Below are 14,280 nucleotides of genomic sequence, written 5' to 3'. Positions count from 1 at the left end.
GCCGGCCCGGTCGTACCCGTCGTCATCACGTTCGTCATGCCGCGACCCCCGTCGTCTCCGCCACGGCGCCCCGCCGTGCCATCCGCACCGCCAGCGCGTGCTTGCACGGGCCCCGACGGCCCCGGTACTCCGCCCACCAGGTGCACGTGCAGCTCAGCCGCCCGCCTTCCGACTCGCGTACCTGATAGCGCCGTTCGCCCGACGTCACCGAGGCCAGCAGGCCGTCCAGGGCCACCGCGCCCTCCGTGACCAGCCTCCGGGCGGCGACCAGGCGCGGGTTGTGCCGTTCGGCGCGGTCCGCGTCGTAGGGGAGTTCGCGGTGGAAGTAGGCCGCGTCCGCCACGTCGTAGCCCACGCGTCCCGCCGTGCCGAGCCGGGTCAGGGCCGCCCGCACCCGGTCGACGGAGAGTCCGGACTGCTCGGCCAGGTCGGCCGGGTCGATCCGCGGCTCCCAGGCCAGCAGCACCGAGATCAGCTCCGCGTCCTGGGCCGCCTCCTCCGTGGCGAGCGCCTCCAGCACGCCGCCCTCGCCGGAGAAACCGCGCGCCGGGTCGGGGGACAGGGTCAACGTCAGCCGCATTCCCGACAGCTCCACCTCCCAGGCGCTCGGCGCGGGCCTGCCGTCCGGCACCGGCCCGTACACCCGCAGCGCCGTCGCGTGCCGCAGCACCCGCTCCAGGGCGATCAGCCGGTCCGGCCCCGCCAGGCACACCGCCCCCGCGACCGGCCGCGTGGTCGGCCGCAGCGTCCGGCCCGACTGCACCACCCACAGCGGGCCCCGGCCCCGTGCCGGGGAGCGCGGCAGCGAGCGCAGGAAGCGGACCGCCTCCGCCCCCGACAGCTCGGCCCGCAGGTCGAAGCCGGCGGAGGAGACCTGCGCCTCCGCGAAGCCGCGCAGCCAACGGTCCGGCAACGGCACCTTCTTCTCCACGACCGGGCCGTCCAGCGTGGTCACCGCCAGCTCCTCCGGACCGACCCGCAGATGCAGCGGATCGTCCCCCGTGAGCCGCGAGAGCGCCTCCCGCAACGGGTTGTTGACGTCCACGTTCGTCGTGCCGTGTCCGGTCTCCGACCCGTCCAGACCCGCGCTCAGCACGTCGAGCCGGGCGTACACCCCGCCGCAGCCCGAGAAGGACTCGAACCGCAGCCGGTCGCCGTTCCCGGTCACCACCGGGTCCAGCGAACCCGGCCGTATCCGCTGGTGGTAGCGCGCCGCCGCCACGTCGGCCACGGCGAGCAGCCCCCGCGCGGCGACCTGCGGCGAGGTGAGGAAGCCGGAGAAGAACCGGGGATGGGCCTCGGCGCCTCGCGGCGTGAGACCCCCCGAGGTCTCCAGGCCGAGCAGCCGCCCGGAGCCCACGGGCTCCAGGGCGGACGGGCGTGCGTAGGCGAGCGCCTGTACGGATCGCGTCATGGGAACGACCGTAGGACCGGGCACTGACAATCGGCCGGGATCCCCTCCCACCAGGCCGTTCGGGCCGGCCCGCGGGGCCACCGCGCCGTTCGGCCGCCACGCCCTTGGGGCCGGTCCCCAGGCCCCCGGCCCCCCGCCCGGCTACTGTCCGACGCGACCCGGCCGGAGCACCTGCGAGAACAGCACCGTTCCGCCCTCGGCGCGCAGGCGGACCGTCAGTTCCCCGCTGTCGCCGTCGATGTCGACCTCGCCGAAGTACTGCGGGCTCTCCATCGGCGACAGGTTGGCCCGCTCCGGCGCCCGCACGAAGACCCGCTCCGGGCCGAAGGTGGCGTCCAGCCGGCTGGCGGGGAAGGCGCCCGCGGCCAGCGGGCCCGACACGAACTCCCAGAAGGGCGCGAAGTCCTGGAAGACCGCGCGCTCCGGCGCGTAGTGCTGCGCTGAGGTGTGGTGCACGTCGGCCGTCAGCCACAAGGTGCCGGTGATACGACGGTGCTTGACGAACCGCAGCAGCTCGGCGATCTGCAGCTCGCGGCCGAGTGGAGCGCCCGGGTCGCCCTGCGCGACCGCCTCGAAGTCCGTGGCGCCGTCGGCGACGACCAGGCCCAGCGGCATGTCGGCGGCGAGCACCTTCCACACCGCGCGGGACCGGCCGAGCTCGCGCTTGAGCCACTCCAGCTGCTCGGCGCCCAGGATGCCGACGGTGTCGTCCGCCTGCCGGCCCGGCGAGTTGGCGTTGCGGTAGGACCGCATGTCCAGCACGAACACGTCGAGCAGCGGCCCGTAGCGCACCACCCGGTGCATCCGGCCCTCGGACCGGGCCTCGCCCGCGCGCGCGTGCAGCGTGGAGACCGGGAAGTACTCGGCGAACGCGCGGGAGGCGCGGGCCGCGAGGACGTCGACGTTCTTCTCGGTGTAGCGGGAGTCGTCGAGGATCTGGCCGGGGTACCAGTTGTTGCGCACCTCGTGGTCGTCCCACTGCACGATCGACGGCACCTGGGCGTTGAAGGCGCGTACGTGGTGGTCGAGGAGGTTGTAGCGGAAGTTGCCGCGGTACTCGTCCAGCGTCTCGGCGACCTTCGACTTCTCGGGCGTGGTGACGTTCCGCCAGATCCGGCCGTCGGGCAGCGTCACGCTGGGCTGGATGACCCCGTCCGCGTAGATCGTGTCGCCGCTGCACAGGAAGAAGTCCGGGTCGAGCCGGCGCATCTCCTCGTACACGCGGAAGCCGCCGATGTCCGGGTTGATGCCCCAGCCCTGTCCGGCGATGTCGCCGGACCACAGGAAGCGCACCCCGTCCCGGGGCCGCGCCGGAGCGGTGCGGAAGGTGCCGACGACCGGCTCGCCGGTCCGGCGCGGGTCGTCCGGGTCGGCGAGCGTGACGCGGTAGTGGATCTGCTCCCCGGCGGGCAGCTCGCGCAGCGCGGTGGTGCCCGTGAAGTCGGTTTCGGGGCCCAGGAGCGGTCCGAAGTGGCGGCGGACGCGGCGGAACGACTCGCCGGCCGAGGTCTCCACGATCATCCGGGCCGGCCGGTCCGAACGGACCCACAGCAGGGCCGAGTGCGCGGTGACGTCACCGGTCTGCACGCCCCACGCGGCCGACGGGCGCCCCGAGAGGGCGAACGCCGGGCTCGCGAACGCGCCGCCGCCGACGGTCAGAGCGGCGGCCGAGGCGGCGAGCGATCCGCGCAGGACCGTACGGCGGGCGGGTGACGGGCCGGGCATGGGCTGGGACATCGAAGCGCCTCCAAGGCTGATCGGACGGACCGCACCCATGCCTAGCGCCCGGGGAAGGCGCGCAACCCAACCCCGCGTGAACAACGCCCGGGCGCCGACGAGGTGACGCCGGCCGGCATCACGACGGGGGTCGGAGCGCACCGCTGCGGCGCCCGTGAGACGGCGTCAGAATGCGGGCGGGGCGCACAGCTCCCGCACTTCAGGATGTCGGCGGGGCCCACCGCTCCCGCGCCCCAGGGGCCGGCCTCAGCTTGCGGGCCGGGGCGCCCCCGGCCCGGCTCCCGCCACGGCCCCACCCCCATCACAGCCCGCCCGTGTCCCGGCTCTGTCCCTCTGTCCCGGCCCTGCCCCCCTGTCCCGGCCCCGCCCCCCCGTCCTGGGCCCGCCCTCCGTCCTGGGCCCGCCCCCTGTCCTGGCCCCGCCCCCGTCCCGCCCCTACCCCCCGTCCCGTCCCCGTCCCGCCCCTACCCCCCGTCCCGCCCCCGCCCCGTCCCGTACGCCTCCGCCACCAGACCGATGCCCCGGGCGATGTCACCCGGCGTCAGATGGGCGTAGCCGATGACCAGGTGGACCGGGTCGGTGTCGGTGAAGCGGGCCGTGCCGTAGTCCTCCAGGGGGCGCAGCGCCACCCCCGCCGCGCGCGCCCGCTCCAGGAAGCGCGTCGTGGGACCGTACGTGGGCGGCACGCGCGCGATGACGTGCAGTCCGGCGGCGATGCCGGTCACCTCCGTGCCCGGGAAGTGCCGTTCCAGGGCCGCGACCAAGGCGTCCCGCCGTTCGCGGTAGGCGCGCTGGCAGCGCCGCAGCTGACGGTCGTAACCGCCGTCCGCCACGAAGCGGGCGAGCACGGCCTGGTCGAGGGCCGGATTGCCGAGGTCCATGGTCCGCTTGCGCTCCACGACCTCGTCGAGCAGCGCCTCCGGCACCAGCATCCAGCCCAGCCGGAGCCCGGGGGCGAGGGACTTGCTGACCGAGCCCGCGTAGGCGACCCGCTCCGGATCGAGCCCCTGCAGCGCGCCCACGGGCGCGCGGTCGTAGCGGAAGTCCCCGTCGTAGTCGTCCTCCAGGAGGAAGCCGTCCACCGACCGGGCCCAGTCGAGCAGTGCGGCCCGGCGCCCCGCCGTGTACGCGATCCCGGACGGGAACTGGTGGGACGGTGTCACCACCGCCGCCCGCACCCCGGACGCGGCCAGCGGACCCGGTACGAGACCCTCCTCGTCGACCGGCAGCCACACCGTTTCCAGGCCGGTCGCGGCGAACAGCCTGCCGTGCTCCGGGCTCCCCGGATCCTCCACCCCCACCGTCCGCAGCCCGCGCGCGTGGAGCGCGAAGCCGAGCAGCGTCGTCGCCTGCGCCACCCCCGAACACACCACCAGGCGCTCGGGATCGGCCACCACCCCACGCCGGCGCGCCAGCAGCGCCGCGAGCGCGCTGCGCAGTCCGGGCAGGCCGCGGGGATCGGGATAGCCGAGCTGCCGGTGCTCCAGCTCGGCCAGGACGGCCCGCTGGGCCGCGCCCCACGCGGACCTCGGGAACATCGACAGGTCGGGCGTCCCCGGACGGAAGTCGACCCGCGTGCCCGGCGGGCGTGGCGCCAGGTCCCGCACGCCCGGCGCCGCGGCCCGGGCCACCCCGCCGACCCAGGTGCCCGACCCCCGGTCGCTGCGCAGGTACCCCTCGGCGGTGAGCTGCTCGTACGCCTCGGTCACCAGGCCCCGGGAGACGCCGAGGTCGGCGGCGAGCGCCCGGCTCGACGGCAGCCGGGTGCCGGGCGCCAGCCGGCCGGTCCGGACCGCCTCACGCAGCGCCTCCCGCAACGACCGCCCGCGCCGCCGCGGCGGCGCCGCCGCCGCGGGCAGCAGCAGCTCCCAGGCCGGATGCCCGCGCATGAGTCCCGTCCCCCCTCGTCCGCTCGCCGGACCGTCCGGCGCGGAGCCTACCCGGGGGCCGGACCGGGGCCGAAGGGGGCAAGTGAGTACAAGGGGGTGCGCCGATCCGGGACCGGTCCGGGGCAGCGGAAATCTCGACAGTGACCGCTCCGGTCGGCGCATCCGGAGCGCTTTTCCTCCCGGTCCGGCCCGGTGCCCTCGGCTCCAGCCCGGTGCCCTCGGCGACCGGTCCCGGGGACGGCGGCCCGAGAGTCGCCCACGGCCTGCGGAACGATTCACGCGGGGGTTTCCGCCGGTTTCGTCGCCAACGCGCACAGGATCGTCACCGAACCGACATACCGAGCGGTCGGAATCCCCTTACGCGAGAGCCCTACCCATGAGTAACGTACGCGGACCACCAGCGCCACCCGCCCGTTCCCCCCGGGGCGGCAAGGAGCAAGATCGATGTCATACCACCAGCCTTTCCCCGACCCGCCGCCCCCGCCCCGGCACCAGAATGCCGGGTGGCACCGTCACGACGCGGCGTCGCGGTCCAGGGAGGGTGGATCGCCCTCCTGGGACACCGATCCACCGGCAGCCTGGGACTCGGCCCCGCGGACATGGGACTCCTTGCCGCAGGGCTGGGACTCCGCGCAGCAGCCCTGGGGCGCCTCCCCCCAGCCGCAACCGCCCGCCGCCGCCCACGATCGTGACGACCTGCGCCGGCTCGGATCTGCTTACCGCAGGCTCCGCCGCGTCGCCACCTTCACCGCGCTCGGCTACTTCGTCCTCTTCCTTCTCCTGTCCGGCTACGCCCCCTCGGTGATGACCGGCAACATCACCGGTGGTCTCACCACCGGTCTGGTTCTGGGGCTCCTCCAGCTGCCCGTGGCGCTGGCTGCGAGCGCGCTGTACGAGCGGATGGCGCGCAACCGCGTCGACCCGCTCGCCGCGGCGCTCCGCGAACGCGCCGAGCAGGCGGCATCGGCAGCCGCGCCCCGGCCGGAGCGCCAGAGCCACTCCGGCCGTCCCGTGTGGCCCACCGGAGGTGCGCGCGCATGACCGGCTTCAGCTCCGAGGCCCAGACCATGTCGCTGCTGGCGTTCATCGCGGTCATCACCGTCACGCTGCTGCTGTGCGTGATGACCAGCCCCGAGCGTGACGACCTGGGCGATTTCTACACCGGCTACCGCTCGCTCTCCCCCGTGCAGAGCGGCCTCGCGATCGCCGGCGACTACATCTCCGCCGGCACCGTGCTCGGCACCATCGGCATCATCGCGCTCGTCGGCTACGACGGCGTCACGCTCGCCCTGAGCACGGTGCTCTCGCTGGTCCTGATGATGTTCCTGCTCGCCGAACCGCTGCGTAACGCCGGCCGGTTCACGATCGGCGACGTCTTCACCCGGCGACACCCCGGCCCCGCCGTGCGGATCACCACGGCTGCGGTCACCCTGACCGCACTGCTGCCGCTGGTGGTCTTCCAGCTCGCGGGCGCCGGCGATCTCCTCTCCGTCGTCCTCGGCTTCGACTCCGACGGCTTCAAGACCGGGGCGATCGTGTTCCTGGGCCTGCTGATGATCGCGTACGCGGCGATCGGCGGCATGAAGGGCACCGCCTTCATCCAGATCGTGAAGACCGTCGCCCTGCTCGGCGCGTCCCTCGCGATCGCCGCGCTCGTCCTCAACCGCTTCGACTTCAGCCTGCCCTCCCTGCTGGACGCGGCCAAGCGCGGCAGCGGGGCGGGAGACGCCTATCTCGCCTCCGGTCTGCAGTTCGGCGGCGACGCGCTCGACATGATCAGCACTCAGCTGACGGTCGTGCTCGGCGCCGCGGTGCTGCCGCATATCACCATGCGCATGTTCACCGCGCGCAGCGCGGCGGCCGTGCGGCGCTCGATGTCCTGGGCCGTCTCGACCGTCGTCGTGACCTGTCTGCTGATCGCCGTCATCGGCTTCGGCGCGGCGGCGATCGTCGGCCACCAGGGAATCGTCGCCGGCGACCCGCAGGGCAAGACGGCATTCCTCATGGTCAGCCAGGCCGTCATGGGCACGGACCCGACGACCGTCGAGACCCTGCTGTTCACGGCCGTGTCGACGGCCGTCTTCCTCACCCTTCTGGCCTCGGTCGCCGGGATCACCCTCGCCTGCGCCAACACCCTGGCGCACGACGTCGTCACGCACGGGTTGCGCCGCAAGGCGCGACCGAAGGGCTCCGCGGAGATGGCCATCGCCCGGACCGCCGCGGCGGGCGTCGGGTTCGTGGCGATCGCGATCGCCGCCGGTGCACGGCATCTGAACCTTCAGGCGCTGCTCACCCTGTCGTTCTGCATCGGCGCGTCCGCGGTCGCACCGGCCCTCGTCTACAGCCTCTTCTGGCGCCGTTACTCCCGTACGGGGCTGCTCTGCACCCTCGTCGTGGGCAGCGCCTCCGCGTTCATCCTCATGACCGGCAGCAACCTGGTGTCCGGATCGCCCCAGGCGATCTTCCCGGACCAGGACTTCAACTGGTTCCCGTTCACCACGTCGGGCATCCTCTCGGCCCCGCTGGGCTTCCTCGCGGGCTGGCTCGGCACGGTGCTCCACGAACGTGACCCGGCCGACGAGCGCATGCGGTACGAAGCGGTGGAGGAGATGATCCTCGCCGGCACACCCGCGGCGAACACCACCTCCGCGCCCTGACGCCCACGCACGGACGGAAGGGCGCCCGGGCCGAAGTTCCGGGCCTGGCGCCCTTTCGGCTTCAGGTCGTGTCCGGAAGCCAGGGGAGCCATGGCCGGAGGCAGGCGAGGGTGGCCATGGCTCGGTGGTGGACGGCTCGTTGGGGAAGTGGTCCCCGATGGCGCCACGCAAGTGGACCCCGACCAGCGGCCGTTCGGTTCCTAGCGTCGGAGGCATGAACGCGAACTCCCTGCGCGGCGCGCTCCTCGTGACCGTCGCCTACGCCCTCGTCGGGGCCTCCTTCACCGCCAACAGCCTGCTCGGCGCCTACCCGTACGCGGGCGGCCAGGCGCTGCGCTACGGCGCCGCCTGTCTGCTCCTGCTGCCGCTGCTCGGCCGGGGCGGCTTCGCCCCGCTGCGCGTCCTGACCGTCCGGCAGTGGCTCCGGCTCGCCCTGCTCGCCGCCGTCGGCATGGTCGGCTTCAACCTCGCCGTCCTCGCCGCCGAACGCACCGCCGAGCCCGCCGTGCCCGGCGTCCTGGTCGGCTGCGCCCCCGTCGTGGTCGCCGTCCTGGTGCCGCTGACCGACGGCCGCCGGCCCACCCGGGCCGTGTTGTACGGGGCGGTGCTCGTGGCCGCGGGGGCCTTCACCGTGCAGGGCTGGGGCCGCACCGACGCGGCCGGTCTCGGCTGGTCGGTGGCCGCCCTCGCGGGCGAGGTGGGTTTCACCGTCCTCGCGGTGCCGGTGCTGCGCCCGCTCGGCCCGAAGCTGCTGACCGCGGTGGTGTGCGGCCTCGCGGCCGTCGAGTCGGCGGCGCTCGCGCTCCTCGCCGACGGGACGGCCGCCCTGCGCGTGCCGACGGCGGCGGAGACCGGCGCGCTGGTGTGGCAGGCCGCGCTCGCGACGGTCGTCGGATTCGTCCTCTTCTACATGGGCGTCCAGCGGATGGGCATGGAGCGGGCCACCCTGTTCACCGGCGCCATCCCGGTGGCCGCGGCGCTGACCGCGGCCGCGGTCGCGCACGGCTCCTTCGGCCCGGCGCAGGCCGCCGGCAGCCTCCTGGTGGGGGCCGGAGCGGCCCTCGGCACCGGCCTGTTCGGGGGCGGCCGGGCCGACGACGGCTCAGCCGGCGCTGCCGTCCAGGATCACCCGGGCGACGAGCGCGGGGTCGTCGTTCATGGGGACGTGGCCGCAGCCGGGCAGCCGGACCAGGCGGGCGCCGGGGATGGCCTGCTTGGCGCGCACGCCCTGACGGCGCAGGAGCAGCCGGTCCCGGCTGCCCCAGGCGATGGTGACCGGCACGGCGGGGACGTCGTCGGTGAAGGTGACCGTGCGTCCGGCCGCCAGGGTCTGGTGGAAGCCGGTGGCCGCACGCAGGGACATGGTCTCGGCGACCGCGGCGTCGGGTGAGAGGCGCCCGGGCCGCGCGTAGATGGTGCTGGTGAGGACGGTGCGGCCGGCCGCGCTGCGGGAGAGGCGCTCGATGAGGGGCACGGGCATCGCGAGCGCCGCGCCCCGCATCGCGCGCAGCGTCGTGAACGCGTAGCGCCGCTCGCCCTCCGACCAGAAGCCGGCGGGGGAGAGGGCGGTCACCGAACGCACCAGCTTCTCGCGGCCGAGTTGGAGGGCGAGCAGACCGCCGAGCGAGTTGCCCGCCACGTGCGGCCGTTCGACGCCGAGCGCCGCGCAGAACGCGTCGAGCACGGGCACGACCGTGCTCAGGTCGTACGCCAGCGGCTCGGGGAGCGCGGGGGAGGCGCCGAAGCCCGGCAGGTCCACGGCGATGACGTCGCGTTCGGTCGCCAGGACGTCGATCACCGGCTCCCAGGCCTGCCAGAGGTGCCCGATCCCGTGGAGCAGCAGCAGGGGCGCGCCGGTGCCCCGCCGCTCGTACGTCACGGTGACCGTGCGCGGTCCGCCCGTGGACTCCACGGCGAACGAGATCTGTGCGGACATGGCAGCTCCCTGTCGTACGGACACTTCCGAGACACCCTGTCAGCAACAATTACCGGTGAGTAGCCTCGAGTTCAAGACCCGCGGCCGGAACTGGACAGGGATCCGCGGGTCGGTTGGGATGGGGGAGTGCCGACCGAGACACTGATGGACCCGACCGACGTCTTCGAAGAACACCGCGCCCTGCTCACCGGCGTCGCCTACCGCATGCTCGGACGCGCCGCCGAGCCGAGGACGTGGTGCAGGACGCCTGGCTGCGCTGGACCGCCGACGACCGCGGCGGCGTCCGCGAGCCCCGCGCCTACCTCGTACGGATCACCACCCGGCTCGCCCTCGACCGGCTCCGTCAGGCGCAGTCCCGCCGTGAGTCCTACGTGGGTCCGTGGCTCCCCGAGCCGATCGTCACCGACTTCGGCCCCGCCGTGCCCGACACCGCCGAACGCGCCCTGCTCGCGGACTCCGTCTCCCTCGCCCTGCTCGTCGTCCTCGAATCCCTCTCCCCGCTGGAACGCGCGGTGTTCGTGCTGCGCGAGGCCTTCGGCTTCCCCTTCGCCGAGATCGCCGCCGTCCTGGACCGCAGCGAGGCCGCCGTCCGCCAACTGGCCGGCCGCGCCCGCAAGCACGTCGACGAGGGCCGCCCCCGGTACGACGTCGACCCGGCCCAACGCCGCGACCTCACCGAGCGGTTCCTCGCCGCCGCCGCCAACGGCGACCTGGAGGGACTGCTCGCCCTGCTCGCCCCGGACGTCCGGCTCGTGGGCGACAGCGGCGGCAAGTCCAAGGCACCGCTGCGGATCATGGAGACCGCCGACAAGATCGGCCGCTTCCTGGTCGCCGTCGCCGAGGGTGCCGAGGAGACCTTCGAGCACCGCTTCGCCGAGGTCAACGGCGCCCCGGCGCTCATCGCCCTCGTCGACGGCAAGGTCGACAGCGTCTTCCAGGTCGACGTCCGCGACGGCCGGATCGCCTGCGTGTACATCCTGCGCAATCCGGACAAACTCCAGAGCCTCGTCCTCGACTGACGCCGGCCTGGCGCCACCTGTCCGTCCACCCCGCTCCGCCCGCCCCGCCCCGGACCCCACGGCTCCGTGGCGGGGCGTCGTGCTGCGCGGGCCTCACAGCGACGCGAACGTCCTGTGAACGATCTAGGTCAGAGGGTCACATGCAGGGGCGTTCGACGGAGGATTGGTCTTGACCAAGGGTGTGCCGCGCTTTATGGTCGCAGAGTTAGTGCAGGAACCTTTAATAAACAAGGGCGCGGAAAACGCCGCGGGACACGGCGAATGTGCGGAGGATCAGGGTGGGGACCACGCAGCTCGAAGCAGCACCGGAGCCGAAGTACTGGCACCTCAAGACCGTGATCGGCGAAGCCCTCGACTCGGATTTCGCGGTCGGGGAGATCCTGCCCAACGAGCGTGAACTGGCCGCCCGTTTCGGCGTCGCGCGTGCGACCCTCCGGCAGGCCCTGGAGCAGCTGGAGCTGGAAGGCCGCCTGCAGCGCCGCCGCGGCGTCGGCACCACCGTCGCCCCGCCGCGCGTCGGCGTCGACGTCTCCACCACCCAGCACTCCTGGCCCGGCGTCGGCGAGGACACCTGGCAGTCCGTCGACTCCGCCGCCGACAAGGCGCCCGCCGCCGTCGCCCGCCTCCTCGACATCGAGCCCGGCGAGCACGTGCACATCGTGCGCCGGCTGCGCGTCACCGAGGGTCAGCCCGTCGCGGCCGAACTCCTCTACGTGCCCTCCGGCTCCGTGCCCGGCCTCATCGAGACCGACGCCGCCGCCGGGACGGCCCGTGCCCGCGCCGTCCTGCGCGAGCTGCAGCAGCTCGCCCTCGACGGCCAGGACCGCTCCGTCGAACTGGGCTCCGCCCGCGCCGACGACGCCAAGGAGCTCGACCGCCTGCCCGGCGCGCCCGTCCTCGTCGTCACCACCCGCTACCTCTCCGGGGGCCGTACCGCGGCCGTGTCCGTGGCCACCTACCGCGCCGACACCTGCCGGCTCACCTTCGGCGACTCCGGCGATCTGGCCATCGCCTCCTGACGGAGCGCCACCCGCGTACGACGACGACGGCCCCGGGCACACCGCCCCGGGGCCGTCGCCGTGTCCGAGACCCGTGTCCGTTCATACGTATCCGAGGACCCGTGTCCGTGAACCCGTGTCCGTGAACCCGTGTCCGAGGGCCCGTGTCCGGCAGGAGACTCAGCGACGCGCCGTCGCCGTGCCGTCCACCGCGAACAGCTGCTCCTCCACGTGGTCCAGCGCGAGCCGCAGCGCGCCCGTGCCCACCGCCGCCTCGCCCAGCATCGACAGCACCACCCGCGGCGGCCGCAGACAGAAGCGGGCCAGCTCGTCGCGCAGCGGCTGCAGCACCCCGTCGAGGCCCGCCGCCCAGCCGCCGATCACCACCAGCTCCGGATCCAGCGCCAGGACCAGCGCCGCCACGTCGTGCACCAGGCGCTGGATGAAGCGCTCCACCGCCGCCTGGGCCCGCGCGTCGCCCTGCCGGGCCAGCGCGAACACCTCGGCGACCGCCTGCTCGTCCAGCGGGTGCAGCGGCTCGTCCGTCGTCGACAGCAGATGCTCCGGCGTGACGCCCCGGCCGAGCAGGTGCAGCGCGCCGATCTCGCCGGCCGCCCCGCCGTAACCCCGGTGCAGCCGCCCGCCTATGAGGGAGCCGGCGCCCGGACTGAGGCCGGCCAGTACGAACACGATGTCGTCGGAGTCGGTCGCCGCGCCCTTCCAGTGCTCGGCCACCGCCGCCGCGTTGGCGTCGTTCTCCACGATCACCGGGCAGCGGAACGAACGCCGGAGCCGCTCGCCGAGCGCCAGACCCGTCCAGCCCGGCAGGGCGGTGCCGAGCCGGACCGTGCCGTCGGCCTCCACGATGCCCGGCGTGCCGACGCCGACCGCCCGCAGATTCGACCGGGGCACCCCGGTCCTGCGCAGCACGTCGGCCACCACGGCCCGGACGCGGTCGAGCCGCTCGTCCTCCGGGGCCGTCTCCGACACCTCGCGCGAACCGGCGCCGATGATCCGCCCGTCCAGGCCCGAGATCAGCGCGGCGACCCGGTGCGGGCCGATCTCGACGCCGAGCAGGTGGCCCGCCTCCGCCCGGAAGCGGAACCTCCGGGCCGGCCGGCCCTGCCGCCGGGTCTCGCCCTCCTCGGGCGCCGCCTCGACGACCAGACCGCCCGCGATCAGTCCCTCGGTCACTCCCTCGACCGTCGGCCGGGACAGACCCGTGATCCGGGTCAGGTCCGTGAGCGTGAGCGCGTCGGAGCTCCGCAGCGCATGGAGTACCACCGCGGAGTTGATCCGCCGCAACAGCGACGGGTCCCCGCCGGTCAGCCGCCCCACCGTGTGTCCTCCCAGCTCGTGCGCTTCTTTGGCCGGATGTTACTCAATGGACGGGGGAGCGGCGAGCGGCGTCCGCGGGCAGGTCCGGCACCCGCTCCGGGCCCGGCCGGCGCGCTGCGCGCCGGCCGGGCCTGACGGGCCGCCAACTGTTGTCGGTGCGGAGCGGTTTACTGGAAGACATGGAGACGGCACAGCACCTCGCGGCGATCGACGACCTGGTCGTCCGGGCCTTCCCGGAGCGCGCCGAGAGCTCCGGGTTCCGCGACAGCGGCCCGGGCTACCACGTCGCCGCGCTCGCCACCAGCGAGGAGTTCTGGGAGGACGACGGCACCCGACGGTCGGCCGTCCACGAGCAGTACGAGGCGGACCGGGACGGTCTGTCGACGGTGCTGGGCGTCCGCTGGGGCCCGCCCCAGGTCTTCAGCCTGTGGTCGGTCCTCGACCGGAGCATGTCGGGCGAGCGGATATCCGAGCCGTGGGGCGGGGTGTGCTGCCACGTCCCGGACCTGCACCTGTGGCGGGCGGGGCAGCGCTGGATCGGCCTGGGGGTGTCCCAGTGGGACAAGGAGCTGCCCTTCCAGCTCCTCGCCGTGGTCACCACCGTCGACCCGCCCTGATCCGGCCCGGCACGCACCGGACGCCGGCTCCCTGACGGGCGGCACCGGCGGCCGGCCGGCCTGTTCCGGAGGAGCCGCCCCAGCCGCGCCGGTCCGGGACGCCCTGGCCGCGTCGGCCCGGGACGGCCTAGCCGCGCCGGTCCGGGATGCCCTGGCCGCGCCGGTCCGGGACACCTGCGGCCTCCCGCAGCCGGGCGAACTCCTCGGCCATCGTCTCGAGCGTCCAGTGCGCGTTGAGCCCGCTGGGGTTGGGCAGGGCCCAGATCCTCGTCGTGCCGAGCGGCCCTTCGATCGTCCGCTCCTGCGGGCCGATCGCGGCGCGCTTGTCGTCGAACGCCGTGCGGTACGCGGTGACTCCGACGACCGCGAGCCAGCGCGGGCCGAGCCGTTCCACCTTCGCGGTGAGGACGCGCCCGCCCGTCCGGTACTCCTCGGCGCTCAGCTCGTCGGCCCGCGCGGTCGGCCGCGCCACCACGTTCGTGATGCCCAGACCGTAATCGAGCAGCTCCTCCTGCTCCGCCGGGGCGAGGCGGCGCGGGGTGAAGCCGGACAGGTGCAGCGCGGGCCAGAAGCGGTTGCCCGGCCGGGCGAAGTGGTGGCCGGTCGCCGCCGTCATGAGACCCGGGTTGATGCCGCAGAAGAGGACCGAAAGGCCGCCCGCGGCCACGTCGGGGA

The 14,280-nt window shown here is 74.3% G+C and carries 10 protein-coding genes and 2 pseudogenes; 6 read left to right on the top strand and 6 right to left on the bottom strand.

Features of this window, described 5'->3' with window-relative positions; all coding sequences use genetic code 11:
• Positions 1-34: 34 nt before the first annotated feature.
• The 3 genes from ACIGXE_RS14250 to ACIGXE_RS14240 all read right to left on the bottom strand — a co-directional run bounded on the left by ACIGXE_RS14250 (position 35) and on the right by ACIGXE_RS14240 (position 5,040).
• Positions 35-1,414 (bottom strand): SWIM zinc finger family protein, encoded by a 1,380-nt coding sequence (locus tag ACIGXE_RS14250; RefSeq protein WP_399746952.1) that lies wholly within the window; start codon positions 1,412-1,414, stop codon positions 35-37.
• 141 nt (positions 1,415-1,555) lie between these two features.
• Positions 1,556-3,151: an alkaline phosphatase D family protein gene (locus ACIGXE_RS14245; RefSeq protein WP_399746950.1), complete on the bottom strand. Its 1,596-nt coding sequence runs from the start codon at positions 3,149-3,151 to the stop codon at positions 1,556-1,558.
• A gap of 464 nt (positions 3,152-3,615) precedes the next feature.
• Positions 3,616-5,040, bottom strand: coding sequence for a PLP-dependent aminotransferase family protein (locus ACIGXE_RS14240; protein ID WP_399746948.1), 1,425 nt, complete (start codon positions 5,038-5,040; stop codon positions 3,616-3,618).
• A gap of 609 nt (positions 5,041-5,649) precedes the next feature.
• On the opposite strand from ACIGXE_RS14240, the gene ACIGXE_RS14235 reads away from it, so the two are divergent.
• The 3 genes and pseudogenes from ACIGXE_RS14235 to ACIGXE_RS14225 form a co-directional block, all read left to right on the top strand.
• Positions 5,650-6,081 (top strand): DUF485 domain-containing protein, encoded by a 432-nt coding sequence (locus ACIGXE_RS14235; protein ID WP_399746947.1) that lies wholly within the window; start codon positions 5,650-5,652, stop codon positions 6,079-6,081.
• A complete protein-coding gene (locus ACIGXE_RS14230) occupies positions 6,078-7,697 on the top strand; it encodes a cation acetate symporter (protein ID WP_399746945.1) in 1,620 nt (539 codons plus the stop codon). Before ACIGXE_RS14235 ends, ACIGXE_RS14230 begins: the two co-directional genes overlap by 4 nt.
• Positions 7,698-7,854: 157 nt before the next feature.
• Positions 7,855-8,700 (top strand): annotated as a pseudogene (locus tag ACIGXE_RS14225) (EamA family transporter); the annotation flags it as partial.
• Between the two features lie 99 nt (positions 8,701-8,799).
• On the opposite strand, the gene ACIGXE_RS14220 reads toward ACIGXE_RS14225, so the two are convergent.
• Entirely contained in the window at positions 8,800-9,633 is an 834-nt protein-coding gene (locus ACIGXE_RS14220) for an alpha/beta fold hydrolase (protein ID WP_399746943.1), read from the bottom strand.
• Positions 9,634-9,777: 144 nt separating this feature from the next.
• Between ACIGXE_RS14220 and sigJ the strand changes: the two are divergent.
• Positions 9,778-10,652: pseudogene (gene sigJ / locus ACIGXE_RS14215) on the top strand (RNA polymerase sigma factor SigJ).
• Between the two features lie 278 nt (positions 10,653-10,930).
• Positions 10,931-11,671 carry a GntR family transcriptional regulator gene (locus tag ACIGXE_RS14210; protein WP_399746941.1) on the top strand — a complete coding sequence of 247 codons (741 nt, stop codon included), beginning with the start codon at positions 10,931-10,933 and terminating at the stop codon, positions 11,669-11,671.
• A 159-nt stretch (positions 11,672-11,830) separates the two neighbouring features.
• Here the strand turns inward: ACIGXE_RS14210 and ACIGXE_RS14205 are convergent, their stop codons facing one another.
• A complete protein-coding gene (locus tag ACIGXE_RS14205; RefSeq protein WP_399746939.1) occupies positions 11,831-12,988 on the bottom strand; it encodes an ROK family transcriptional regulator in 1,158 nt (385 codons plus the stop codon).
• Between the two features lie 179 nt (positions 12,989-13,167).
• On the opposite strand from ACIGXE_RS14205, the gene ACIGXE_RS14200 reads away from it, so the two are divergent.
• Positions 13,168-13,605, top strand: coding sequence for a hypothetical protein (locus ACIGXE_RS14200; protein ID WP_399746937.1), 438 nt, complete (start codon positions 13,168-13,170; stop codon positions 13,603-13,605).
• Positions 13,606-13,732: 127 nt separating this feature from the next.
• Here ACIGXE_RS14200 and mug read toward each other — a convergent pair whose 3' ends face one another.
• The gene (gene mug, locus ACIGXE_RS14195; RefSeq protein WP_399746935.1) at positions 13,733-14,272 is read right to left on the bottom strand and encodes a G/U mismatch-specific DNA glycosylase; all 540 of its coding nucleotides are present in this window, start codon (positions 14,270-14,272) and stop codon (positions 13,733-13,735) included.
• Between the last annotated feature and the right edge of the window lie 8 nt (positions 14,273-14,280).

The sequence above is a fragment of the Streptomyces sp. NPDC053431 genome (assembly GCF_044544925.1).
In the GTDB taxonomy this organism is placed as follows: Bacteria; Actinomycetota; Actinomycetes; order Streptomycetales; family Streptomycetaceae; genus Streptomyces.
Note: the sequence above shows the minus strand (reverse complement) of the source record. Positions and strands in the feature narration are given on the sequence as shown.